Raw genomic sequence first — 22,088 nt, forward strand, 5'->3', positions numbered from 1 at the left:
CCGTAGCGACCCCGCCGGCGGGGCGCGCGTGTTAAACACCCCCGTCGGTGCTTGGGTTCAGTCCCGGTGGCCGGGGGGGGCCGCCCCCCCCCCCCGGCCCCGCCCCGCCTCTTTACGCCCGGAGCGCGTTTAGCCCCCTAATCGCGATCCGGGGCGCGCGTCGCCTTTAGCGGGCTAAACGCGATCCGGCGGCGGGGTGCGTTCAGCCCCCTAATCGCGATCCGGTCGTCGCGGAGGGGTTCCGCACGGAACCCGACCGGGTGTACAGACGTCTCAGAGCCCGAGGCGTGGGGTGACCGCGTGTGCGCTAGCGTTCGAGCATCACAGCCGCCTCGTTTGTCCCGGGAGTCCCGCGCGCCCCGGGGTGCCGGTCGAACGACAGGAGAGCATTCGGATGTCCTATCCCAGCGGTGGGCCCGGCTACCCCCAGCAGGGTGGCGGCCAGCAACCCCCTCAGTCCCACCCCGGCTCGGGAGCGTTTCCGCAGCAGCAGGCGCCGTCACAGGCCCCTCCGCTGAACCTGGCGCTGCTGCTCGCGCTCGCCGTCGCCGTCCTCGGCCTGGTGCAGTTCTTCATCGGTTTCTCCGACGAGGCCGACGCCGCCGGGCAGGTCTCGGTCTTCCTCCTGGTCAGCGGTCTGCTCGCGGGTTTGCACGCGCTGCCGCGTGGCCCGAAGACGCTGCCGTTCGCCGCGTTGTTCAGCGTCCTCGGCGCGTTCGGCGCACTGGACCTGATCATCGGCTACGGGAGCGGCCGTGAGGAGGTCTCGGTCCCCGGCATCCTCACCGTGGTGCTGATCCTCGGCATCCTGCAGATGCTGGTCGCGGTCGCCGCGCTGCTGTTCGAGCACGACGTCATCAAGCTGCCCGCCGCGAAGCCGCAGCAGCAGGCGCAGCAGGCCCCGTACAGCCAGCAGTTCCCGCAGCAGGGCCCGCAGGGTCCGTTCGGCCAGCAGGGTCAGCAGGGCCCGGCCGCCACCCAGGTCCAGCCGTTCCCCGGCGCGGGCCAGCAGGGTCAGCAGCAGGGCGAGCCGTCCGGTCCGTTCTCGCAGCCGGGCGGGTTCCAGCCGCCGGTCACGCAGCCGCCGGGTCAGCAGGCCACGACGTACGCGCCGCAACAGGGTCAGTTCTTCCAGCAGCCGCCGTCCTCCTCGCCGTCGGAGTCGGGCCAGAACCCGGGCACGCCGCCCGGTGGATTCGGCCAGCAGAGCTGATCTTCCGAACCTGAAACACCCGCTGTGACTCTCCGTGTCACAGCGGGTGTTTTCGTTTTTCCGGGTTACCCGACCGGGTGGGTTGGGCCACGTGCGCTGTCCGGTGGCGGCGTGCCTCACCCGGACGGCTCAGTCCGGATGTCATGGTGCGGATCATGAAGCTGCTCACCCGCGACGAACGCCCGCCGGGCGAAGAGCCGGTGAGCGACCTCGTCCCCGAGCCGGAGGTGTCCAGGGCGAAGCGGGTTCGTGTGTTGCTCGCCGCGGCCTGCGCACCCCTGCTTTCCTCCTATACCGCCGTCGCGGCCGTCCTCGCCGTGGTGTCGTTCGCCGCCGACCGGTCCCGGTTCTCCGCCACCGGAGCGCTGCTCGCCGCCGGCCCGGGCTGGCTCGCTTCGTGGCAGGTGGAACTCGAACTCGGCGGTCATCCGCTCGGCGTGCTGCCGCTGCTGCCGACGCTCGTGGTCGGCTGGCTCGCGGCGAGGACGGCCGCGCGCGCCGCCCGTCGCCTCGGCGGACGGACTCCGGCGGACGCCGTCCCGGTGGTGACGGTGATGGCCGGGGCGCACGCGTTGTTCGGTGTGCTCATCGCCCTGATGGCAGGCGGTTCGCCGATCGGGGTGAACTCGCTGACCGCGTTCTGCGTGCCGGGGCTCCTCGCCGGGCTCGCCGCCGTCGCGGGAATCGCCAGGGTCTGCGGGCTTCCGGCCGTAGTGCGGGACCGGTTCGACCCGGTCGCCGTCCACGGCCTGCGGGCGGGTGCGCTCGGCCTCGCCGCGTTGATCGCCTGTGGCGCGGTGGTGTTCACCGCGGCCACCGCGCTTTCCTGGTCCACTGTGGACAGTCTGTTCGAGCCGGGCTTCGGCGTGAGCCTCGGCATGTTCGTGCTTTCCGTGGCGTACCTGCCGAACGCGGTCGTCGCCGCACTGTCGTTCACCACCGGACCGGGCTTCTCGATCGGCTCGGTGACCGTCGGCATGTTCGGCTACCAGGAAGGCAAGCTGCCCGGGGTGCCGGTGCTGGCGGGGATCCCGTCGCACCACGCGGTCTGGTGGCCGGCGTTGCTGCTCCTGCCCGCGCTGGCCGGTGCGCTGGTCGGCTGGCGGATCCGCGCGATCGACGAAGACCCGATGCTGAGGATGCGGGCGGTCGCCGTCGCGGGCGCCCTCGTCGCGTTCGGCTGCGTCATCCTCGGGACCCTGTCCGGCGGAAGGCTCGGCGACGGGCCGTTCGACCCGGTCAGCGTGCCGGTCGGGGTCGCGTCGGTGATCGCGTTCTGCTGGATCGTCGTCCCCGGCGGGTTCGTCGCGTTCTTCGCCGGACCACACGAGGCTCCCGAACCGCCGGGTGAACCCGAGGACATCGCCGAAGTCGAAGAAGAAGCCGTCGAGCCCGAAGACGACGAACTCACTGAGGAAACCGAAGCCGAAGAGGCCGAAGAATCGGCGGAGGACGTCGACGAGACCCCGGCGGAACCAGAGCCGGAAACCGAGCCCGAGCAGGACGTTGCCGTCGATGACGCTGTGACCGAGTCCACCGACGGGTCCGGCGACGAAAGGGCCCCCGGCGACGACCGTTAGGGTTGTCGCGACCAGGTGAAGCGCCGTACGCCCGAGTGCGTACCGCCGTGGCAAGGAGCCCGTTCTGGCTAGTCGGTTGGACCTGCCCACTCCGGTGAAGCTCGTCGTCCTCGCGTCCGGTTCCGGCACGCTGCTGCAGGCCGTGCTCGACGCGGTCGAAAAACCGAACTTCCCGGCGAAGGTGGTCGCCGTCGGAGCGGACCGCGCCGGGATCGCGGCGCTCACCCGGGCCGAACACGCGGGCGTGCCGTCGTTCACCGTGCGGATGGCCGACCATCCGGACCGCGCGGCGTGGGACAAGGCGATCACCGAAGCCGTCGCCGCCTACCAGCCGGACCTGGTCGTTTCGGCGGGGTTCATGAAGATCCTCGGCGCCGAATTCCTCGCGCGGTTCCCCGGCCGCGTGATCAACACGCATCCGGCGTTGCTGCCGTCGTTCCCCGGCGCGCACGCCGTGGCCGACGCGCTGGCGATGGCCGTCAAGGTCACCGGGTCGACGGTGCATTTCGTCGACGCCGGAGTCGACACCGGGCCGATCATCGCGCAGGAGCCGGTGATCGTGGAGCCCGACGACGACGAAGACGTCCTGCACGAGCGGATCAAGGCCGTGGAACGCAGGCTCCTGGTGGAAACGATCGAAAAGCTCGGCCGGAGCGGGTGCGCGGTCGAGGGACGAAAGGTGAGGTTTTCGTGAGTACCGCACAGGGACAGCGTCCCGTCCGGCGCGCGCTGATCGGCGTCTCCGACAAGGCAGGCCTGCTCGAACTCGCCACCGGGCTGCACGCGGCCGGTGTCGAGATCGTGTCGACCGGCGGAACGGCGAAGGTCATCGCGAACGCCGGGGTGCCGGTGACGCCGGTCGAGCAGGTCACCGGGTTCCCGGAGTCCCTCGACGGCCGCGTCAAGACGCTGCACCCGCGCGTGCACGCGGGCCTGCTCGCCGACCGCGACCGCCCGGAGCACGTCGAGCAGCTCAAGCAGCTCGACATCGCGCCGTTCGACCTGCTCGTGGTCAACCTGTACCCGTTCACGGAGACCGTCGCCTCGGGCGCGAGCCCGGAGGACTGTGTCGAGAACATCGACATCGGCGGCCCGGCGATGGTGCGTGCCGCGGCGAAGAACCACAACAGCGTCGCCGTCGTGGTCGACCCTTCACGCTACGAGTGGGTGCTGGACCGCGTCGCCGCCGGTGGTTTCGAGCTGGCCGACCGCAAGCGGCTCGCCGCGCAGGCCTACGCGCACACGGCGGCGTATGACACCGCCGTCGCCTCGTGGTTCGCCAACGTCTACGCGCCCGCGGACGACTCCGGCTTCCCGGACTTCACCGGCGCTTCGTGGGAACGCGGCGACGTGCTGCGCTACGGCGAGAACCCGCACCAGAAGGCCGCGCTGTACAAGCACTGGCGGCCGGGCCTCGCGCACGCGGAACAGCTGCACGGCAAGGCCATGTCGTACAACAACTACGTCGACACCGACGCCGCGCGCCGCGCCGCCTACGACTTCGAAGCCCCGGCCGTCGCGATCATCAAGCACGCCAACCCGTGCGGGATCGCCGTCGGCGAGGACATCGCCGAGGCACACCGGAAGGCGCACGCGTGCGACCCGGTTTCTGCCTACGGCGGGGTGATCGCGACCAACCGGCCGGTGAGCCGCGAGGCCGCCGAGCAGATCTCCGAGGTGTTCACCGAGGTCGTCCTGGCGCCGGACTTCGACGCCGAGGCGCTGGAGATCCTGCAGCGCAAGAAGAACGTGCGGCTGCTGAAGCTGCCCGCGATCACGTCGCCGGATCCGATCGAGTTCCGGCCGATCTCCGGCGGCATGCTGGTGCAGACCGTCGACACGATCTCCGCCGAGGGCGACGACCCGGCGAACTGGACGCTGGCCACCGGCGCGCCCGCCGACGAGCGGACGCTGGCCGACCTCGAGTTCGCGTGGCGCTCGCTGCGCGCGGTGAAGTCGAACGCGATCCTGCTGGCGAACGACGGCGCGACCGTCGGCGTCGGCATGGGCCAGGTCAACCGGGTCGACTCCTCGCGGCTCGCGGTCTCGCGGGCGGGCGACCGGGCGAAGGGCTCCGTCGCCGCGTCGGACGCCTTCTTCCCGTTCCCGGACGGGCTTGAGGTCCTGCTCGAGGCCGGCGTCCGCGCCGTCGTCCAGCCGGGCGGCTCGATCCGCGACGCCGAGGTCATCGCCGCCGCCGAGGCCGCCGGGGTCACCCTGTACCTGACGGGCACGCGCCACTTCGCCCACTGACGCCGGATCGCCTTTAGCGGGCTAAACGCGATCCGGCCCCGGACTTGCGTTTAGCCCCCTAATCGCGATCCGGCCCCGGACTTGCGTTTAGCCCCCTAATCGCGATCCGGGGGTGCCCGGGGCGTTCTCGGTGCCCGGCCGCGGCCGTCGTGCCATGCTGGCCGCGGATCGCGTTTAGCCCGCTGAACGCGATCCGGACGTACGTGAATCGGTAGGGGAGGATCGGTGCACCAGCCAGCGCAGGGGTACGGCCAGGGGCCGGGTTTCGGCCCGCCATCTGGGCAGGGCTACGGACAGCAGCCGGGTTACGGCCCGCCCCAGCCCGGCTACGGACCGCCTCCCGGTTACGGCCCGCCCGGCTACGGGCAGCCGCCCAAGAAGAAAAAGACCGGGCTGATCGTCGGCCTGGTCGTGGGCGGTGTCGTCCTGCTCGGACTCGGCATCCCCGGCGGAATCTTCGCGTCGGAGTACTACTCGTCGGTCGGCAAGGCGCCCGTCTCGCAGCAGCCGCCCGCCGAATGCCAGGTCTCTCCGGAGGTCCTGAACAAGGCGGTCACCACCAGCTACCAAGGCGTCCGCGAGAACGAGATCAAAGCGGGCAAGATCGTCATCAAGCAGTACGGCTGCTCCTGGTTGCCGCCGGAGAGCGACAACGTCCACGACCGTTCCCTCCAGATCATGGTGTACCGCCACGAGGGGCCGGATGCCGAGAAGCGCGCGGCGGAGTCTTCCGCCGGGTCGGCCGCGCCGTCCGAGCGTCAGCAGCAGGTGCAGGGCATCGGGGAGAAGGCGGTCCTCGTCACCCTGGACACCGACAGCGCCTTCAGCGGCGCCGAGCTGCGGTACACCCAGGGCGTGTACGTCGTCATCGTCACCTACAAGGGCTGGGACAAGGGGTTCTTCACGAACTCGCCGATCCCGCCGGCAGAGTCCGCCGAAGCGGCGAAGTCCGTCGGCGCCGAGATCGCGAAGAAACTGCCCCGTTAGCCGTACAGGCCGTTCAGCCAGGCTGTCCACGCCTTCTCGGCCTTGTCCGCGTCGGCGTCTTCGGCGAACAGGTGGTGTCCGATGCCGACTGGCCAGCCCCAGACGTTCCGGCCGTAGAAGCGGTACAGCGCGTTTTCGGTCCGGACACCGATGAAGGCAGGCGTCAGGTAGTCGACGACGCCTTCGACGCCAGGGACCTCCAGGTACACCCGGTCGCCGACGGCCGTCGCGCCGAGGGCGGCCCGCACGGCCTCGAACGCTTCCGGAGCCTTGGACGCTTCGGGCGCGTCGGTCTTGAAGTACTTCGCCTGACGTCGGTTGAAGTGCGTCAGGTACTCGCCCAGCGAGTGGTAATAGAAGGACGTGTGCTGCTCGCACGCGTCGTATTCGACGTCCCAGTCGTCGAGGACCGTGGTGTGCTCGTAGCGCAGGTACGTGCCGCCGTCCTTCGGTTCGAGGACGTATTCGAGCGTGTTGAACCAGCCGTTCTCGTTCTCGGCGTAGGTGACGAAGTGCTGTGACGGCTTCCAGACGGTCACCATGCCGCCGTTCGGGGTGAGGCCGGACTCGGCGCCGCCGTCGCGGGGTTCGTATCGGATCGGCCAGAGCCAGCCGCCGCTGCCCGTGGTGATCGCGGCCCAGGTGTCGGCGGGCGTGGTGGGCAGGAAGCCCTCGAAGCGGACCTCGGATTCCTTCGTCATGGCTGTTCCTCTCTCGTATGCCTGCAAGAGAGCGACGCCTGGCCGGGGGCCGTTTCGACAAACGGATCGCGATCAGCCCGCTAAAGTCGACGTGACGCAGGTCACATTCGAGGGTGTCGAGGCATGGGGGACGGCGGCGTCCCTGGGGTGTCCGCGAAGGCAGCGACCCCGAGGAGAGCGACATGCAGCAGAGCACGATCGACGAGATCCTGAACCGCCCGCTCAGCCAGGAGCTCCTGGCCCGCGACCTGGCCCGGCTGGCCTACACCGCGCTCGACGGCACGCCGCGGTCGATCCCGATCGGCATCCACTGGAACGGCGAGGAGCTCGTCCTGTGCACCCCGACGAACGCGCAGAAGTTGCCGGCGCTTCGCCGCAATCCCGCCGTCGCGCTGACGATCGACACCGAATCCCACCCGCCGAAGATCCTGCTCATCCGCGGCACCGTCGAACTGGATCACGTCGACGGCATCCCCGACGAGTACATGCAGTGGAACGGCACCTACGAGATGACGCCCGAGCAGCGGGTCGAGTGGGAGGAAAACGTGCGGTCGCTCTACGACGGCATGGTCCGCGTCGTGGTGACGCCGACCTGGGTCAAGCTCATCGACTTCGAGACCACCCTTCCCTCCGCCGTCGAAGAGCTCCTGCGCCGGCAGGCAGCGCGTCAGAGCGCCTGAAAGGAACTGTCATGGCCCTCAAGAAACTGGAACACGCCGCCGGACGGCCACGGAGGGCTGGAGCTGATCAAGTACCGGACGCCTGAGGGGCAGGCCGATTCGCGCCTGCCGATGAACACGCCGGGCATCCGCCATTTCGTGTTCTCGGTGGAGGACATCGATGACGTCCTCGGGCGGCTGTGGCGGCACGGCGGCGAACTCGTCGGCGAGCTGGCGGAGGAGCTCGTACGCCAGGAAGCGTAGGCGAAAAGCCGCGTCTCGACGGATTCTCGCGAAGTCTCGCGCTGTCAGCATTTCGCCATGACGTTGACAGGAATCCTGGCCGCCGCGCTGATCGTCACCGGCGCGCCCGCCATCACCGCGGACGACGTCCGTGTGCACACCGGAGTGCTCGAAGGTGCCCGGTACCGGGTCGAGGTGCCGGCGAACTGGAACGGCAAGTTGTTGCTGTACAACCACGGGATCTATCCGCCGGGCCATGTTCCCGAGGAGATCGAACTCGCCAACCGGGCGGAGGCGAAACCCGTTCTCCTCGGCGAGGGGTACGCGCTGGCCGCGTCGCTCTACAGCAAGCCGATCGGCTTTTCCGCTCGCGAAGCCGTGCACGATCAGACCGCGCTGCTGTCCTGGTTCGACCGCATCATCGGCCGCCCGGCGCAGGTGCTCACCTGGGGAGCCTCCGGCGGCGGGCTCAACGCGGTCCTGCTGGCCGAGCGGCTCCCGCACCGGATCGACGGCACGCTGGCGATGTGCGGTCCCCTCGCGGGTGGTTCCGCGTTGTTCGCCCAGGCACTCGATCTGGGGTTCACGGTCCGGACGCTGCTGGCGCCCGAACTGGAGGTCGTCCGCATCGCCGACCCGGGAGCGAACCTCGCGAAAGCTCGTCAAGTGGTCGCGAAGGCGTTGGAATCACCCGATGGACGGGCGCGGCTCGCTCTCGCCAACGCGTTCGCCGACGTCCCCGGCTGGTCGACGGCACACCGTCCTCGTTCCGCCGACGTCGCCGCGCAGATCCGCCAGCAGACGGAGTTCGTCTTGGCGGTCTACGACCAGTTCTCCTGGGGTGCTCACCGGGCCGATGTGGAGACGCAGGCAGGCGGGAACCCGACCGGGAACACCGGAGTGGACTACCGCGCCCTGCTCGCCCGGTCCAGTGAACGTGACCTCGTGACCCAGGCCTACCGTGACGCCGGCCTGGATCTCGGCGCCGATCTGACCGCGCTCGCCGCCGCGCCCCGCGTGAAGGCCGACAAGGCCGCCGCCCGGTGGCTCGACCGCGTCGGGACGCCGACCGGACACGGTCGCCGGCCCGTCGTCACGCTGCACCCGATCGGCGACGGCGTCGCCCCCGAACACGAGCGGACCTATGGCGACCGCGTCGATCCCGAGCGGATCCGGCAGCTGTTCGTGAACCGGGGCGGTCACTGCCAGCACACCGCCGCGGAGGAATTGACGGCGTTGCGCGTGCTGCGGGACCGCGTCGAGACGGGCCGCTGGCCGTCGACGTCGCCGGAACGGCTGAACGCCGAGGCGAACCGGTTCGGCCCGGAGTTCCGTTTCCTCTATGACTGGCTGCACGGTGAAGGGGGCACCGCCGCGGCGGGTTTCCGGCGGTATCACCCGGCGCCGCTTCCTCGCGTGGCCTGACGGTCCGGCTCTCACTCCCCGTGGTAGCGCAGGCCGGTGCGCTTGAGGACGACCCAGTGCTCGCCGGGCCGGTCCGCGACGACCGGATACCACCGCGGAGCGACCGCGGCGGTCAGTTCGTCCCCTCGTTCGATGAGGGAGCTCACCGCGGGTTCGCCCACCACGATGAGCGCGGACCAGTCGACGTGCGCCAGCAGGTTGTCCTCGGTGACCCCGAACCGGTCATCCAGCAGGGTGACCAGGTCGTGCCCGGTGTCCGGGCCGGAGTGGACTTCGCCGACCTCGGGCACGTCTTCGACGACGGGCTCGACGTCATCAAAGTCCTCGTCTTCATCTTCTTCGTCGTCTTCGCGTTCTTCGGACCACACGTAGTGGTCGAGCCTCGAGATGGCGTTGCTCAGGTCGAAGGCCTGCTCGTCGGTCATGCACAGTGTCACGGTGTGCCCGTCGGTCAACGTGAACGTCAGTTCCGCTTCCGGGTGGCCGCTGGTGCCGGGCTCCGCTTCGACCATGCCCGCCACGGTCCCGGCCAGTGCGGAGTCCGCCGGGCTCGTGCCCCACCCCAGCGACGGCAGGTTCGCGGCCATCTCCAGCACGCAGGTCGCGGCGGTCCAGAACGCGTCCTTGTCCCGGAAGTCCTTGCGGCTGCTGGTCAGGGTCCGTCCGCCGCCCAGCGGCTCGGTGCGGGCGTCCACCTGGCCCCGTCCGGTCCCGTTCTCCCAGATCGCGGTGACCGTGACCTGGTTGGCGAGGCGTTTGCGGTAGTTCTCGATATGGCCCTCCCTGGCGAGTTCCCAGCCGTTCACCGTCTCGGGCCAAGCGTCGTCCACTGCGGGTTTCCTTTCCTGACACGGGGATTCCCGGTCTCGGACGTGACAGGTCCGGTGATCGTTCCCGGTTCGCTTGACAACCGCTGCGCCACCCGGTCTACTGGAGTCATCGAACAAGCGTTCGAAGTGTCGCCTTCCCCGCGACGCGTCCGGTGCCGTCCACAAAGGACGGTCCAGATGTCGTGGGGAGGCGGGTCCGTTGACAGCGGAGGTGGTCGAGGCACGGGCCTTGCCGTTGGCGAGGCTGGCGGCCTTGCCAGGAGTGAGCACGGCCAGTGGCGTGGCTTCCGCGGCCGAACACGCGAGGACGACGGGAAGGGTGCTCCCGGTGTCCCCGGCGTTGTCCGGTCTGCTGCCCGCCGCGGGGCTCCGGCGCGGGAGCACCGTTTCGGTGCTGGGGTCCACGTCACTGATGCTCACCCTGCTGGCCGCCGCGACCGCCGGCGGTGCGTGGGCGGTCGCGGTCGGCCTGCCCGCGCTCGGGGTGGTCGCCGCCGCGGAACTCGGGGTCGAGGTGGGCAGGCTGGCGCTGGTCCCCCGCCCCGGTGCCGAGTTCCCGGCGGTGACCGCGGCCTTGCTCGACGGCTTCGATCTCGTGGTCGTCGGTCCGGGGCTGGCCCGGCCCGACGTGGCGAGACGGCTGTCCGCCCGTGCGCGCAACCGTGGTTCGGTCCTGCTTTCGCTGGGGTCCTGGCCCGGCGCGGAGGTCGAGCTGAGCTGCCGTCGCTCGAGCTGGACCGGCTTCGACGGCGGGGGCGCGGGTCATCTGCGTGCCCGTGAGGTCGAGGTGCGGGCCGGTGGCCGGGGTGCGGCCGCCCGGCCGATGTCGGCCTTGCTGCGGTTCACCGGCGAGGGCGAAGTCGAGCGTGCCGACTTCCCCGCGACCAGGTGGGGGACGGCATGAACCCGCCTGTGCGCATGCTGGTGCTGTGGTGCCCGGACTGGCCGGCGGTCGCCGCCGCGGCCGTCGCGGGTGAACCCGTCGGCCGCCCGGCCGCGGTCTTCTCGGCGAACCGCGTGGTCGCGTGCACCGCGGTGGCCAGGGGGTACGGGGTCCGCCGCGGGATGCGGCGGCGCGAGGCCCAGTCCTGCTGCCCGGAGCTGGCGGTCTTCGGTGAGGACGACGGTCGTGACGCCCGGCTCTTCGAGTCCGTCGCACGGGCGGTGGAGGAGCTGGCCGTCGGTGTCGAGGTGGTCCGCCCCGGGATCGTCGCCGTTCCGGTCCACGGCGCGGCCGGGTACTTCGGCGGTGAGCACGGCCTCCTGGAACGGCTGGTGGACGAGGTGTCCGTGGCGGCGGGGGTGGAAAGCCAGGTCGGCGTCGCCGACGGCCTGTTCGCCGCGACGCTCGCCGCCCGTCGTTCGACGCTGGTCGAGCCCGGTGGGACGGCGGAATTCCTGGCTCCGCTGCCCATCCGCGAACTGGACCAGCCCGAAGCGGGCCGGACCGAGCTGGTCACCTTGCTCAAGCAGCTCGGCCTTCGCACGCTGGGCGCCTTCGCGGCGCTCGAAGAAAGCGACGTCTCCGCGCGCTTCGGAGCGGAGGGTGTGCTCGCGCACCGGCTGGCACGAGGACGGTCCGAACGTCCGCCGTCACGCCGGCGTCCGCCGCCGGAACTCTCGCTGGCGAAGGCGTTCGACCCGCCGATCGACCGGGTCGACGCCGCCGCGTTCGTGGCGAAAGGGCTCGGCGAACGGTTCCACGCCGGGCTCGCCGCGCACGGGCTGGCCTGCACCCGGCTCGGTATCTACGCGACCACCGAGACCGGTGAGCAACTCGGCCGGGTGTGGCGTTGTGCCGAGCCGCTGACCCCGCTCGGGGTTGCGGACAGGGTGCGCTGGCAGTTCGAAGGCTGGCTGAAAGCCAAGGACCGCCCCCATTCCGGCGTCGTGCGGCTGCGGCTGGAGCCGGAGGAGACCGTCGAAGGCCGGTCGCTGCAGCTCGGGTTGTGGCAGACGGGAGCGACGGGCGTGCTGCGTCCGTCCACAGAGGACGAAGGTCTGTCCGGTGAGCGGGCAGGCCGTGCGCTGGTGCGGGTGCAGGGCCTGCTCGGCCCGGAGAGCGTCTTCACCGCGGTGCTCGACGGCGGCCGCGATCCCGCCGAGCGGGTCCGGCTGGTGCCGTGGGGCGACAGGCGGGAGAAGTCGGCGCAGGCGGACGCGAACTGGGCCGGGAGGCTCCCGTCGCCCTCTCCGGCCACGGTGTTCGTCCCGCCGGTTCCCGCTCAGGTGCTGGACGGGAACGGGCGCGCCGTGGAGATCACCGCGCGGCGCCGGGTCAGCGCCGCGCCGTTCCTCGTGAGCTTCGAGGGCGGTGAGCCGCGCGAGGTCCTCGCCTGGGCGGGGCCGTGGTTCGTCGGCGTCCGGGCCGGGGCGGGGCACGCGCGGTCGGGGACCCGGATGCGGTTGCAGGTGCTGCTGGCCGACGGGGCCGACGCCGAGGAGGCGGTGCTGCTCCGCTTCGAGCACCACAAGAATCCGATGTGGACACTGGAAGGGAAGTACGACTGAACATGGACGAGGAGTACACGCGGCTGGTGCGACGCTGGCTGGAAGAACCGGCCATCCCGGTACAGCGTGCCGAGTTGGACACCGCATGGGCGGCGTGCGTCCCGCGCGCGGAAGTGTTCGTCCCCGCGCCGAGAAGCTCGACCGAGAACCGGTGACCGATGGGCTGGAACAACCCTCCGCGGCCGTGGAAGGACCTCGCCCGCGAGCTCGCCGGCGAGGTCCCGCCCGGTGACGGCGGCGACAGCCCCGCGTGGAGTGCCAAACGTGAGGGCTATCAGCCGCCCGCGGACCTGTCCGGGCTGATCGGCGACGACGACGGGGCCACCGCGCGCCGGGTGCCGTACGCCGAACTGCACTGCCATTCGAACTTCAGCTTCCTCGACGGGGCGAGCCATCCCGAGGAACTGGTGGAGGAGGCCGCGCGGCTGGGCCTGGACGCGATCGCGCTCACCGATCACGACGGCATGTACGGCGTCGTGCGGTTCGCCGAAGCGGCGCGGGAGCTGGGTGTGCACACCGTCTTCGGCACGGAGCTCAGTTTCGGCCTGTCCGGGCCGCAGAACGGGTTCGCCGATCCCGAGGGCGAGCACCTGCTCTTGCTGGCCAAACAGCAGGACGGCTACTTGAGCCTGAACCGGGCGATCACCGCCGGTCAGCTGTACGGCTTCGACAGGCAGTCGTTGTCCCCGAAGGAAAGGGCGGAGAAGGGCAGGCCGGTTTATGACCTGCGCGCGGTCGCCGAAGAGGTCCGAGGGAAGTGCGTCGTGCTCACCGGTTGCCGCAAGGGCGCGGTGCGTAAGGCGCTCGTCACCGACGGCCCCGCCGCGGCCGTCGAGAGACTGAAGGAACTCATCGACTGCTTCGGCCGCGAAAACGTCTATGTCGAGCTGATCGACCACAGCCTTCCCTTGGACAGCACGCACAACGACCTGTTGAGCGATATGGCCAGGGAGTTCGGTCTCCCGACGGTGGCGACCACGGCCGCGCATTACGCCCGGCCGGAGCGGGCCCCGCTCGCCGACGCGCTCAGCGCCATCCGCGCCCGGCGGGGCCTGGAGGACATGGAGGGCTGGCTGCCCGCCGCGGGGACGGCGTTCCTGCGGTCGGGGGAGGAGATGGCCGAGATCTTCGAGCGGTATCCGGGTGCGGTGCAGCGGGCGGCGCTGCTCGGCCGGGAGTGCGCGTTCGAACTCCACCACATCGAGCCGAAGCTGCCGCCGTTCGACGTTCCGGAGGGGCATACCGAAGCGTCCTACTTGCGGTACCTCACCAGGAAAGGCGCGGAGGAGCACGAGAAGAACAAGGACGAGGAGTACCGCGAAAAGGCCAGGAAGCTGATCGACCACGAACTGGAGGTCATCGAAGAACTGGGGTTTCCCGGCTACTTCCTGATCGTCTGGGACATCGTGAACTTCTGCCGGACCAACAAGATCCTCTGTCAGGGCCGGGGATCGGCCGCGAACTCGGCGGTCTGCTACGCGCTCGGCATCACCAAGGTCGACGCCGTGCGCTACGGCCTGCTCTTCGAACGGTTCCTCGCCCCGGATCGCGACGGGTACCCGGACATCGACCTCGACATCGAATCCGACCGCCGTGAGGAGGCGATCCAGTACGTCTACGAGAAATACGGGCGGCTGAACACCGCGCAGGTGGCGAACGTGATCACCTACCGGGCCCGGTCCGCGGTCCGGGACGCGGCACGGGCGCTGGGGTACTCGCCCGGCCAGCAGGACGCGTGGAGCAAGCAGATCGACCGCTGGGGTGCGTTGCGCGCCACGGAAAAGGACCACGATCACGACATCCCCGAGGAGGTCGTGGAACTCGCCTGCGCGCTGGAGGACTTCCCGCGGCATCTGGGTATCCATTCCGGCGGGATGGTGATCTGCGAGCAGCCGGTGAGCGAGGTCGTCCCGATCGAATGGGCCCGGATGGAGAATCGCAGTGTCGTGCAGTGGGAGAAGGAGGACTGCGCCGCGGCGGGGCTGGTCAAATTCGATCTGCTCGGCCTCGGAATGTTGTCGGCCCTGCATTATATGATCGATCTTGTCCGTGATCACAAAGGGGAAGAGGTCGACATCTCCGAATTGGATCTCAAGGATCAGAACGTCTACGAAATGCTCTGCCGCGCCGACGCGATCGGCGTCTTCCAGGTGGAGAGCCGTGCGCAGCTGGCCACCCTTCCTCGCCTGCGCCCCAAGAAGTTCTACGATCTGGCCGTCGAGGTCGCGCTCATCCGTCCGGGCCCGATCCAGGGTGGTTCGGTGCATCCCTACATCCGGCGCAAGAACGGCCAGGAGAAATGGGATTTCGACCATCCGAAGCTGGTCAACGCGCTGGAAAAGACCCTCGGTGTGCCGTTGTTCCAGGAACAGATGATGCAGATCGCCCTCGACGTCGCCGATTTCACCCCGGCGGAGGCGGATCGGCTTCGGCACGCCATGGGGTCCAAACGTTCCGAACAGAAGATGGAACGGCTCAAACGGCGTTTCCTCGAAGGCGCCGCGAAGAACGACATCGGGGGAGAGCTGGCCGAGAAGATCTTCGGCAAGCTCAAGGCGTTCGCGAACTTCGGTTTCCCGGAAAGCCACGCGCTGAGTTTCGCCTTGCTGGTGTTCGCGAGCGCGTACTTCAAGTACTACCACCCGGACGCGTTCCTGGCGGGGTTGCTGCGCGCGCAGCCGATGGGGTTCTATTCGCCGCAGTCGCTGGTCGCCGACGCGCGGCGGCACGGGGTGCGGGTGCTCGGCCCGGACATCAACGCGAGCCTCCCGCACGCGACGCTGGAACCCTTGCCGGAAGGGGGAAAGCTGCTCGCCGTGCGGGGTGGCCTGTCCACCGTGCGGATGATCGGCGAGAAGCTGGCTAACAAGATCGTCGAGGAACGGGACCGTGACGGCCCGTTCGCGGACCTGGTCGAGGTCGCCCGGCGGGTACGGCTGACCAAACCGCAGGTCGAGGCGCTGGCGGCGGCAGGCGCGTTCGGTTGTTTCGGCGAGACCAGGCGGAGCGCGCTCTGGGCGGCGGGTGCGGTCGCCGACGAAAGCCCGGAGAAACTGCCGGGGCTCACCACCGGGGTCAAGGCGCCGATGTTGCCCGGCATGGACGAAATCGACGTCGCGGCCGCGGACGTCTGGGCCACCGGGGTGTCGCCGGACAGTTTCCCGACCCAGTTCATCCGCGAGCACCTCGACGAACTCGGCGTCGTCACGGCGGCGGGCCTGCGCGAGGTCCCGCACGGCACCCGGGTGCTGACCGGGGGCGCGGTGACCCATCGCCAGCGGCCGGCGACCGCGGGCGGCGTCACCTTCCTGAACCTCGAAGACGAGACGGGGATGATCAACATCATCTGCACGATGGGGGTGTGGCAGCGTTATCACCGGGTCGCCCGCGGCAGTCCCGCGCTGCTGATCCGCGGCGTGGTCGAGCGCACCGGCGAGGTGGTGAACGTCCTCGCCGAACAGATCCGGCACCTGCCGCTGCGGATCACCGCCAAGTCCCGTGACTTCCACTGAACCCTCTTGACGATCATCGGAGGGTCATGCTGAAGTTGATCCAGCGTCGCAGTGCACCCGGCAAAGAGACCGTCGCGGGCATGGAGGCGCCAGACCATGGGAAATCATGGAAACCCCTTCTCGGACGAACGGCCGGTTGACGGCGTTCGGAAATCAACTTGTTCAGGTTCACGACTGGCTGCGTAAAGAGCTGGCCGCGTTGCACGACGACCTCGGGTCGGTCGCGGACGGGCGTGCCGAGCGGCTGCGCGATCTCCGAGCGCATTGCCTCACCTTCTGTTCGGCGCTGACCAGGCATCACACCGGGGAAGACGGCGGCGCTTTCCTCGTGCTGGCGGAGAAATTTCCCGAATTGCGGCCGTCGCTCGAAGAGCTCGCGCACGACCACGAGGTCATGACCGGGATCATCGAACGGCTCGAAGAGCTGGTCGCCGGGGTCGGCCCCGGGTCGAGTCAGGACGAGATCCTGCACGTCCAACGGGAACTGGACGGGCTCACGGCGATCATGGAGACGCATTTCCGGTACGAGGAGAAGCGGATCGTCGAGGTGCTCGACTCGCTGGACATGCCGGAGTGGCAGGAGTCGAAGCCGACTTTCCTGCTCAAATCCCATTAGGACACGATCTGTCCTATACGGGCTCTAGCGTTCTTCTCATCGCACACGACGACCGAGGAGAACTCCGATGAGCAACCCGATCCCCGACGGCTACCACACGGTCACCCCGTGGATCATCTCGCGCGACACCGCGGGCGTGATCGACTTCCTCAAGCGCGTTTTCGACGCCGAGCCGCTGGGTGACCCGGTGTACGTCGAAGGCGGGAAGATCGGGCACGCGGAGGTCCGGATCGGCGACTCGGTCGTCATGCTGTTCGACTCGCGTGACGACTGGGTCGACACCCCGGCGTATCTGCGGCTCTACGTCGAGGACAGCGTGGAGACGCAGCGCCGGGCCGTCGAGGCGGGCGCCGAAGAGGTGACGAGGCAGACCGAACTCTTCTTCGGCGATCGTGTCGGCCGGGTCCGTGACCCGTTCGGCAACCTGTGGTGGATCCAGACCCGGCTGGTGGACCTCGACCATCCGGAGATGGAGCGCCGGATGAACGACCCGAAGTTCGTCGAGGCCATGCGCTACGTCTCCGGTTCGGAGATCATTCCCAGTCGCTGAGGTCGGTAGGGTGGCGACAGCGACGCGGAGGTGAGCCGGTGGATCGCCACCCGCTCCGGGGCAACCCCGGGGAGTACGAAGACAGCGAGACAAGGCGCCCCGCGCGAGGGCGGCATGCTCCGCGTGCGAGTCCGCGCGGATGACAGGAGAAAGAGTCACCTCCGCGTCGCTCCTCGAACCCATGCCGGTCTGGCGATTCCAGGTGGCCCGCTGGGCGACCTTCGACGACTGCGCCGCCGCACTCGACCTGACGCCCGGCGAACTCTCGTGGTTCGCCGACGCGAAGGGCTGGAACAGGCGTGCGGCCGAGCCGGTCCGGCACTACACCTACCGCTGGATCCCGACCGCTTCGGGCGGCGTGCGGCTCATCGAGAGGCCGAAGCCGCGGATCGCCGAACTGCAACGCCGGATCGTGCGGCACGTCGTCGAGGCGTTGCCGGTGCACGAGGCGGCGCACGGGTTCCGGCGCGGACGTTCGGCGATGTCCTGCGCCGCGCCGCACGCCGGGCGGGAAACCGTGGTCAGGATGGATCTCGAAGGGTTCTTCCCGACGGTGTCCGCGCGCCGGATCTCGGCGCTGCTCGCCCTCGCCGGGTATCCGGCCGCCGTGGCGGAGGCGCTGGCGGGCGTGCTCACCACGGCCGTTCCGCCCGATGTCCTCGCCACCGCGCCCGAGGGGCGGCGGGATCCGGCGCGTGTGCGGCTGCTGAACAATCTGGCGGCCACGCATCTGCCGCAGGGTGCGCCGTCGTCGCCTTCGGTCGCGAACGCGGTCACGCACCATCTCGACCGGCGGCTCGACGGCCTCGCGCGTGTGCTGGGCGCCGCCTACACACGGTACGCCGACGATCTGGCGTTTTCCGGGGATTCCCTGCCGCTGCACCGGTTGCTGCCCGGTGTCCGGCGGATCGTGACCGGCGAAGGCTTCCGGCTGCGAGACGACAAGACCTCGATCGCCGGAGCACACCAGCGGCAACGCGTCGCGGGCCTGGTGGTCAACAGCGCGCCCGCCGCGACGCGCGCCGACTACGACGCCCTGCGCGCACTGCTGCACAACTGCGCCCGAACCGGTCCGGAGGAGCAGAACCGGACTGCGCATCCGGACTTCCGGGCCCACCTGCTCGGCCGGATCGGCTGGATCGCAGCGTCTTCGCGGGCACGGTCGGTGAAGCTGCGCTCGATGTTCGACAGGATCACCTGGCCCTGAGCGGGTATGCGATCCTGGACGAGTGATCGAGACTGCGGAGGACTACCGAGAAGCCGTTCTTTCCGAGCAGTGGTGGGAAAAACGCAGTTTCGTCGGCTGTGATTTCACCGAAGCCGACCTGCGCGGGCTGCGCACCCAGGGGTGCACCTTCGACCAGTGCGACTTCACCAAGGTCGACTTCGAGGGCTCGCGCCACGAGGCGTCGGCGTTCCGGTCGTGCACCTTCGATCGCAGTGTGCTCGCGAGCACGCGGTGGAGCTCCTGTTCGATGCTGGGATCGTCCTTTGTGGACTGCCGGTTCCAGAAGGTCGCCTTCACCGAATGCGATCTCTCGCTGGTCTCGCTCAGCAAGGCCCGTTTGTCCAAAGTGGACTTCGGTGGCCTGCGCCTGCGTGAGGCGAACCTGCTCGAAGCGGATCTGACCGGCGCCGACCTGCGAGGTGCGGATCTCACCGGCGCCCGGCTGGCCGGCGCGAAACTCGAAGGCGCCGACCTGCGTGGCGCACGGCTCGACGCCAACGGGCTGGTGCAGGCGAACCTCGCCGGTGTCCACGTGGACACCGAAACCGCGGTCGCCTATGCCGCCGCGCACGGCCTCGTCATCCACTGACCCCGCGTGCAATGAAGGGGCCTTTCATCGCAAAATTTGCGATGAAAGGCCCCTTCATTGCACAACGGACTAGTCGATCGGCGGTTCGCCCGGGTCCAGCTCGATGAGGTCGCCCTCGGCGAGCAGCTCTTCGATGGACGCCGGCAGCAGGTACGCCGAACCGCCACCGGGCTGGTTGAACCACGGGATCGCGACACCGGCGAGCGCTTCGAGCGGACGCTGCACGCGGTACACGTGGTACGGCCGGTTCACCCACTCCGGCACGAGCGAGCGCTCCTCGAACGGCGTCCCGGCCGCGTAGGTCAGGTTGCCGTTCGGGCCACCGAAGCGGTCCAGCTCACTGCCCGCGGGCAGCTCGCGCAGCTCCTTGCCGCGGAACAGCGTCAGCGGCGGCTCGCCGTTGAGCGGCGAGATCGGCCAGTTCTGCTTGGCGTCGGGCGCACCGGCGGCGTTCGCCGCGACCGGCGGACGGGCCGGTTCCTCGCGCCGCATCGGCGGCGGCGGAGGCGGCGTGACCGGCGGCTCACGCCGCGGCGGCGCGGGCGGCGGGCTCGCCAGCACCGGGTTCGGCCGCGCCGGGGGCGGCGGCGGGACCGGCGCGGGGGCGGGCTCGTCGTCCAAATCGTCGCCGAGCAGTTCCTCGGCCGTCGTGAACGCGGTCTGTTCCTGTGCCGGGATCGATTCCCGCGGCGGCACCGGATGCGAACCGGTCGCGATCTCGGGGGAGAGCGTCGCCAGCACGGGCGGCGCCGGAGCCTGCTCCTCGACCGGCCGCTCTTCCACGGCGGGCTCTTCCTCGGGCGGCGGAGCGCCGTTCGGGTTCAGCAGGACCTTGCCGAGCATGAACGCGGCCGCGTCCTCGGCGTCGCCGAACACCGCCGGGTTGGCCAGTTTCCCGTCGTACCAGCCGACCCGCCAGCCGCCGCCGTCGACCTGCTCGACACTCCAGCCGTGGTCGGTGGGGGAGCCGATGCGGTAGACGTCCTCGGGCACGTCGAGGTCGTCGAACTTCGCCTGCAGTTCGTTCAGCACCGGCACGGGGTGCTCGGCGCGGCGCGGCCGCTCCGGGGCCGCGCGGCGCGGGGCGTCCTCGCGCCGCGGCTCGGGCTCGGGGCGGGACACGGGCACGGGTACCGGCGGCGGGGCATCGACCTGCGTGATCTCGTTGTCCGACGGCGGGGGCACGTCCGGCTCCGCGTCGTGCGTGAGGAGGGGCAGCTCAGGACCGGCGTCGGCCTGCTCGACCGGCGTGTACCCGGTGGTCGTCTCCTCCTCGGGCGGCGCGTACGGCTGGTCTTCTTCCTGCCGGGCATACGCGTCCTGCTCTTCCACGAGGGGCGGCGGCTCGTAGGCGTCGACCTGCGCGGGCCGCGCGTACGTGGTGGCCTCCGGGTCGGCGACCTGCGGTTCCGGCGCGGGTTCGGCGCGCTGATGCGACGCGTCGTCCTGCCGTTCCTCGTCGGCGTACACGTCCTGTTCGGACTCGTGGAACTGCGCCTCGTCGTGCGCGTACGGGTCTTCGTAGCGGCCTTCGTACTGCTGCTCGGCGGCGGCCTCGTGGAAGTCCTGTGCCTGGTAGTCCTGGGTGTCGTAGTCCTCTTCGTACCGCTGGGCCTGCTCGGCCTGATCGGGAACGGTGGACTCGGCGGCGGGGACGGCCGCGGCCGCCGCGACCGGTGCCGCGGCAGCCGCGGCCGCCGCTACCTGGTCCGGACCCTGCTGATGCGGCGGCGGGACAGGCGGCTGAGCGGGCTGGTTCGGACCGGGCTGTCCGGCAGCGCCCTGGCCGGCCTGTTGAGGCGGCACCGGGCCGTTCTGCGGCGGGCCCTGCGGAGGCGGGCCGACGGGCATGCCGTTGGGGCCACCCGGTCCACCCGGGCCGTTGGGGCGCTGTTGCGGGGGCTGATTCCCCCGGGTGAGGTACCCCGCCGCGGCCTGCAGCGTCGGGGCGTCGACCTCGGGCAGCGTGAAATCGTTCTGCCGGACGTGGTCGATCAGGTCGAGTTCCGGTGAGACGCCGTACTCGCGCAGGTAGAAGTTCACGGCGGCGGGCCAGATCCACTGCCCGTCGCTGTGGAAGGCGACCGGGACGGTGGCCTCGGGGGTCTGCGCGAGCCGGTCGATGTCGTAGCCGCGCTCGGTGACCACCAGCGGTGCGCGGTCGAGGTAGTCGAGCAGCCTGTCCTGCTCCTCGATCTCCAGGTCGGGCCGGTTGATCACCGGACGCCCGGCCGGGCCGATGGTGTCGAAGATGCGGGCGATGCGGAAATGCGGCCCGGGCTGCTCGGGGCCGAGGCCGGACATGCGCCGGATCAGCCATTCGGGCACGTTCTCCTCGGAGCGGGGGAACATGCGCAGTTCGTCGGAGAGCGCCTGCGGAGGCGGCGCGAGACGCCACTGGGGCTCGTCGCGGTTGTACTCGAGGTTGTAGCTGGACGGGTGATCCAGCTGGTAACGGGCGTTGAACCAGGTGCCGCGGCCGTCGCGATACATCCCGGCGCGGAGCCTGCCGAACAGCGTCGCGATGTCATGCGTCGCGACCCACTCGTGCGCGGTGCCGTCCTCGGTGATGATCTCGCCGGTCATCTCGTGGTACCTGCCGACGGCTCGGTACTCGGCGGTCACCTTCCGCCAGTCGCGCGGCGCGGCCCGCAGCAGGGCGAGGCCGATCTGTTTGACCAGGGTGTCCTGCTCGGTCGCGTTCAGCTGAGTCGTCGGTTGTGCCACGGTCACATTTTGACCGTATCCGCGCTCGCGTGCACCCCGCATGTGGGTTTTGCCGCTATTGACAGTTCAGAAGACGCCCTGACCTGGTGTCTGCTCACTCACCCGGGATACTGGCGGCGTGAACCGATCTGCCCGCGAGACCCTGAAGGACGAGGACTGATGGCGGTGGCCGGACAGCGGCGTGACCGTGGGGCACTGCTCCATCACCTGCCGTTCCTGGTGGTGATGCTGGTGGTGGCCGTCGCCGCTCTGCGGATCGGCCAGTACCACTGGCGGCAGGGCGCCGCGCTGATCGGCGGCGCGCTGCTGCTCGCCGGCCTGCTCCGGGCGGCACTGCCCGAGGCGAAGGCCGGGCTGCTGGCCATCCGGGGCAAGCCGGTCGACGTCCTGACCTACGGCGCGCTCTCCGTCTTGATCCTGTTCATCGCGTTCACGATCACCGGCGGGCCCCTGTCCTGACTCGG

20 protein-coding genes are annotated in these 22,088 nt (G+C 70.0%); 17 read left to right on the forward strand and 3 right to left on the reverse strand.

Annotation, left to right across the window (positions count from 1 at the left end):
• Nucleotides 1-394 precede the first annotated feature (394 nt).
• From ACIHAO_RS37060 to ACIHAO_RS37080, 5 genes are all read left to right on the forward strand, one after another.
• A complete protein-coding gene (locus tag ACIHAO_RS37060) occupies nt 395-1,213 on the forward strand; it encodes a DUF5336 domain-containing protein (RefSeq protein WP_396565994.1) in 819 nt (272 codons plus the stop codon).
• Nucleotides 1,214-1,356: 143 nt separating this feature from the next.
• Nucleotides 1,357-2,793: a DUF6350 family protein gene (locus ACIHAO_RS37065; protein ID WP_396565995.1), complete on the forward strand. Its 1,437-nt coding sequence runs from the start codon at nt 1,357-1,359 to the stop codon at nt 2,791-2,793.
• A 76-nt stretch (nt 2,794-2,869) separates the two neighbouring features.
• Nucleotides 2,870-3,487: a phosphoribosylglycinamide formyltransferase gene (gene purN, locus ACIHAO_RS37070; protein ID WP_396565997.1), complete on the forward strand. Its 618-nt coding sequence runs from the start codon at nt 2,870-2,872 to the stop codon at nt 3,485-3,487.
• Nucleotides 3,484-5,046, forward strand: coding sequence for a bifunctional phosphoribosylaminoimidazolecarboxamide formyltransferase/IMP cyclohydrolase (gene purH, locus ACIHAO_RS37075; RefSeq protein ID WP_396565999.1), 1,563 nt, complete (start codon nt 3,484-3,486; stop codon nt 5,044-5,046). The genes purN and purH overlap by 4 nt, the downstream gene beginning before the upstream one ends.
• Before the next feature lie 225 nt (nt 5,047-5,271).
• Entirely contained in the window at nt 5,272-6,033 is a 762-nt protein-coding gene (locus ACIHAO_RS37080) for a hypothetical protein (protein ID WP_396566001.1), read from the forward strand.
• On the opposite strand, the gene ACIHAO_RS37085 is transcribed toward ACIHAO_RS37080, so the two are convergent.
• Nucleotides 6,030-6,734, reverse strand: coding sequence for an SRPBCC domain-containing protein (locus ACIHAO_RS37085; protein ID WP_396566003.1), 705 nt, complete (start codon nt 6,732-6,734; stop codon nt 6,030-6,032). The two genes, ACIHAO_RS37080 and ACIHAO_RS37085, sit on opposite strands and share 4 nt — an antisense overlap.
• Nucleotides 6,735-6,916: 182 nt before the next feature.
• On the opposite strand from ACIHAO_RS37085, the gene ACIHAO_RS37090 reads away from it, so the two are divergent.
• The 3 genes from ACIHAO_RS37090 to ACIHAO_RS37100 are packed head-to-tail and all read left to right on the forward strand — an operon-like array spanning nt 6,917 to nt 9,061.
• Entirely contained in the window at nt 6,917-7,414 is a 498-nt protein-coding gene (locus tag ACIHAO_RS37090; protein WP_396566005.1) for a pyridoxamine 5'-phosphate oxidase family protein, read from the forward strand.
• A 6-nt stretch (nt 7,415-7,420) separates the two neighbouring features.
• Nucleotides 7,421-7,657, forward strand: coding sequence for a VOC family protein (locus tag ACIHAO_RS37095; protein WP_396566134.1), 237 nt, complete (start codon nt 7,421-7,423; stop codon nt 7,655-7,657).
• Between the two features lie 57 nt (nt 7,658-7,714).
• On the forward strand, nt 7,715-9,061 hold the full coding sequence (locus ACIHAO_RS37100; protein ID WP_396566007.1) for a hypothetical protein: 1,347 nt from the start codon (nt 7,715-7,717) through the stop codon (nt 9,059-9,061).
• 11 nt (nt 9,062-9,072) lie between these two features.
• Here ACIHAO_RS37100 and ACIHAO_RS37105 read toward each other — a convergent pair whose 3' ends face one another.
• Nucleotides 9,073-9,891 (reverse strand): hypothetical protein, encoded by an 819-nt coding sequence (locus ACIHAO_RS37105; protein WP_396566009.1) that lies wholly within the window; start codon nt 9,889-9,891, stop codon nt 9,073-9,075.
• Nucleotides 9,892-10,120: 229 nt separating this feature from the next.
• Between ACIHAO_RS37105 and ACIHAO_RS37110 the strand changes: the two genes are divergently transcribed.
• The 8 genes from ACIHAO_RS37110 to ACIHAO_RS37145 all read left to right on the forward strand — a co-directional run bounded on the left by ACIHAO_RS37110 (nt 10,121) and on the right by ACIHAO_RS37145 (nt 18,897).
• Complete coding sequence (locus ACIHAO_RS37110) at nt 10,121-10,795, forward strand: hypothetical protein (RefSeq protein WP_370309048.1); 675 nt, start codon at nt 10,121-10,123, stop codon at nt 10,793-10,795.
• Complete coding sequence (locus tag ACIHAO_RS37115) at nt 10,792-12,402, forward strand: DNA polymerase Y family protein (RefSeq protein WP_396566011.1); 1,611 nt, start codon at nt 10,792-10,794, stop codon at nt 12,400-12,402. Before ACIHAO_RS37110 ends, ACIHAO_RS37115 begins: the two co-directional genes overlap by 4 nt.
• A 2-nt stretch (nt 12,403-12,404) precedes the next feature.
• Nucleotides 12,405-12,557: a hypothetical protein gene (locus ACIHAO_RS37120; RefSeq protein ID WP_167373507.1), complete on the forward strand. Its 153-nt coding sequence runs from the start codon at nt 12,405-12,407 to the stop codon at nt 12,555-12,557.
• 3 nt (nt 12,558-12,560) lie between these two features.
• Nucleotides 12,561-15,914 carry an error-prone DNA polymerase gene (locus ACIHAO_RS37125; RefSeq protein ID WP_396566013.1) on the forward strand — a complete coding sequence of 1,118 codons (3,354 nt, stop codon included), beginning with the start codon at nt 12,561-12,563 and terminating at the stop codon, nt 15,912-15,914.
• Between the two features lie 106 nt (nt 15,915-16,020).
• Nucleotides 16,021-16,530, forward strand: coding sequence for a hemerythrin domain-containing protein (locus ACIHAO_RS37130; protein ID WP_396566015.1), 510 nt, complete (start codon nt 16,021-16,023; stop codon nt 16,528-16,530).
• 67 nt (nt 16,531-16,597) lie between these two features.
• Nucleotides 16,598-17,080, forward strand: a complete 483-nt coding sequence (locus tag ACIHAO_RS37135; protein ID WP_396566017.1) for a VOC family protein — start codon at nt 16,598-16,600, stop codon at nt 17,078-17,080.
• Nucleotides 17,081-17,219: 139 nt separating this feature from the next.
• Entirely contained in the window at nt 17,220-18,287 is a 1,068-nt protein-coding gene (locus tag ACIHAO_RS37140; protein WP_396566019.1) for a reverse transcriptase family protein, read from the forward strand.
• A 22-nt stretch (nt 18,288-18,309) separates the two neighbouring features.
• Nucleotides 18,310-18,897, forward strand: coding sequence for a pentapeptide repeat-containing protein (locus ACIHAO_RS37145; protein ID WP_396566021.1), 588 nt, complete (start codon nt 18,310-18,312; stop codon nt 18,895-18,897).
• 69 nt (nt 18,898-18,966) lie between these two features.
• On the opposite strand, the gene ACIHAO_RS37150 is transcribed toward ACIHAO_RS37145, so the two are convergent.
• Nucleotides 18,967-21,666: a glycohydrolase toxin TNT-related protein gene (locus tag ACIHAO_RS37150; RefSeq protein WP_396566023.1), complete on the reverse strand. Its 2,700-nt coding sequence runs from the start codon at nt 21,664-21,666 to the stop codon at nt 18,967-18,969.
• Nucleotides 21,667-21,783: 117 nt separating this feature from the next.
• Here ACIHAO_RS37150 and ACIHAO_RS37155 point away from each other — a divergent pair, with 117 nt between their 5' ends.
• Entirely contained in the window at nt 21,784-22,083 is a 300-nt protein-coding gene (locus ACIHAO_RS37155; RefSeq protein ID WP_125788917.1) for a DUF3017 domain-containing protein, read from the forward strand.
• Nucleotides 22,084-22,088: the final 5 nt, after the last annotated feature.

The sequence above is a fragment of the Amycolatopsis sp. NPDC052450 genome (assembly GCF_044547565.1).
In the GTDB taxonomy this organism is placed as follows: Bacteria; Actinomycetota; Actinomycetes; order Mycobacteriales; family Pseudonocardiaceae; genus Amycolatopsis.

Coding starts and splice junctions, on each gene's coding strand:
- ACIHAO_RS37060 (WP_396565994.1), top strand. CDS start 395: ATGTCCTATCCCAGCGGTGGGCCCGGCTACCCCCAGCAGGGTGGCGGC.
- ACIHAO_RS37065 (WP_396565995.1), top strand. CDS start 1,357: ATGGTGCGGATCATGAAGCTGCTCACCCGCGACGAACGCCCGCCGGGC.
- ACIHAO_RS37085 (WP_396566003.1), bottom strand. CDS start 6,734: ATGACGAAGGAATCCGAGGTCCGCTTCGAGGGCTTCCTGCCCACCACG.
- ACIHAO_RS37090 (WP_396566005.1), top strand. CDS start 6,917: ATGCAGCAGAGCACGATCGACGAGATCCTGAACCGCCCGCTCAGCCAG.
- ACIHAO_RS37100 (WP_396566007.1), top strand. CDS start 7,715: ATGACGTTGACAGGAATCCTGGCCGCCGCGCTGATCGTCACCGGCGCG.
- ACIHAO_RS37115 (WP_396566011.1), top strand. CDS start 10,792: ATGAACCCGCCTGTGCGCATGCTGGTGCTGTGGTGCCCGGACTGGCCG.
- ACIHAO_RS37120 (WP_167373507.1), top strand. CDS start 12,405: ATGGACGAGGAGTACACGCGGCTGGTGCGACGCTGGCTGGAAGAACCG.
- ACIHAO_RS37125 (WP_396566013.1), top strand. CDS start 12,561: ATGGGCTGGAACAACCCTCCGCGGCCGTGGAAGGACCTCGCCCGCGAG.
- ACIHAO_RS37130 (WP_396566015.1), top strand. CDS start 16,021: ATGGAAACCCCTTCTCGGACGAACGGCCGGTTGACGGCGTTCGGAAAT.
- ACIHAO_RS37135 (WP_396566017.1), top strand. CDS start 16,598: ATGAGCAACCCGATCCCCGACGGCTACCACACGGTCACCCCGTGGATC.
- ACIHAO_RS37140 (WP_396566019.1), top strand. CDS start 17,220: ATGACAGGAGAAAGAGTCACCTCCGCGTCGCTCCTCGAACCCATGCCG.
- ACIHAO_RS37150 (WP_396566023.1), bottom strand. CDS start 21,666: ATGCGGGGTGCACGCGAGCGCGGATACGGTCAAAATGTGACCGTGGCA.
- ACIHAO_RS37155 (WP_125788917.1), top strand. CDS start 21,784: ATGGCGGTGGCCGGACAGCGGCGTGACCGTGGGGCACTGCTCCATCAC.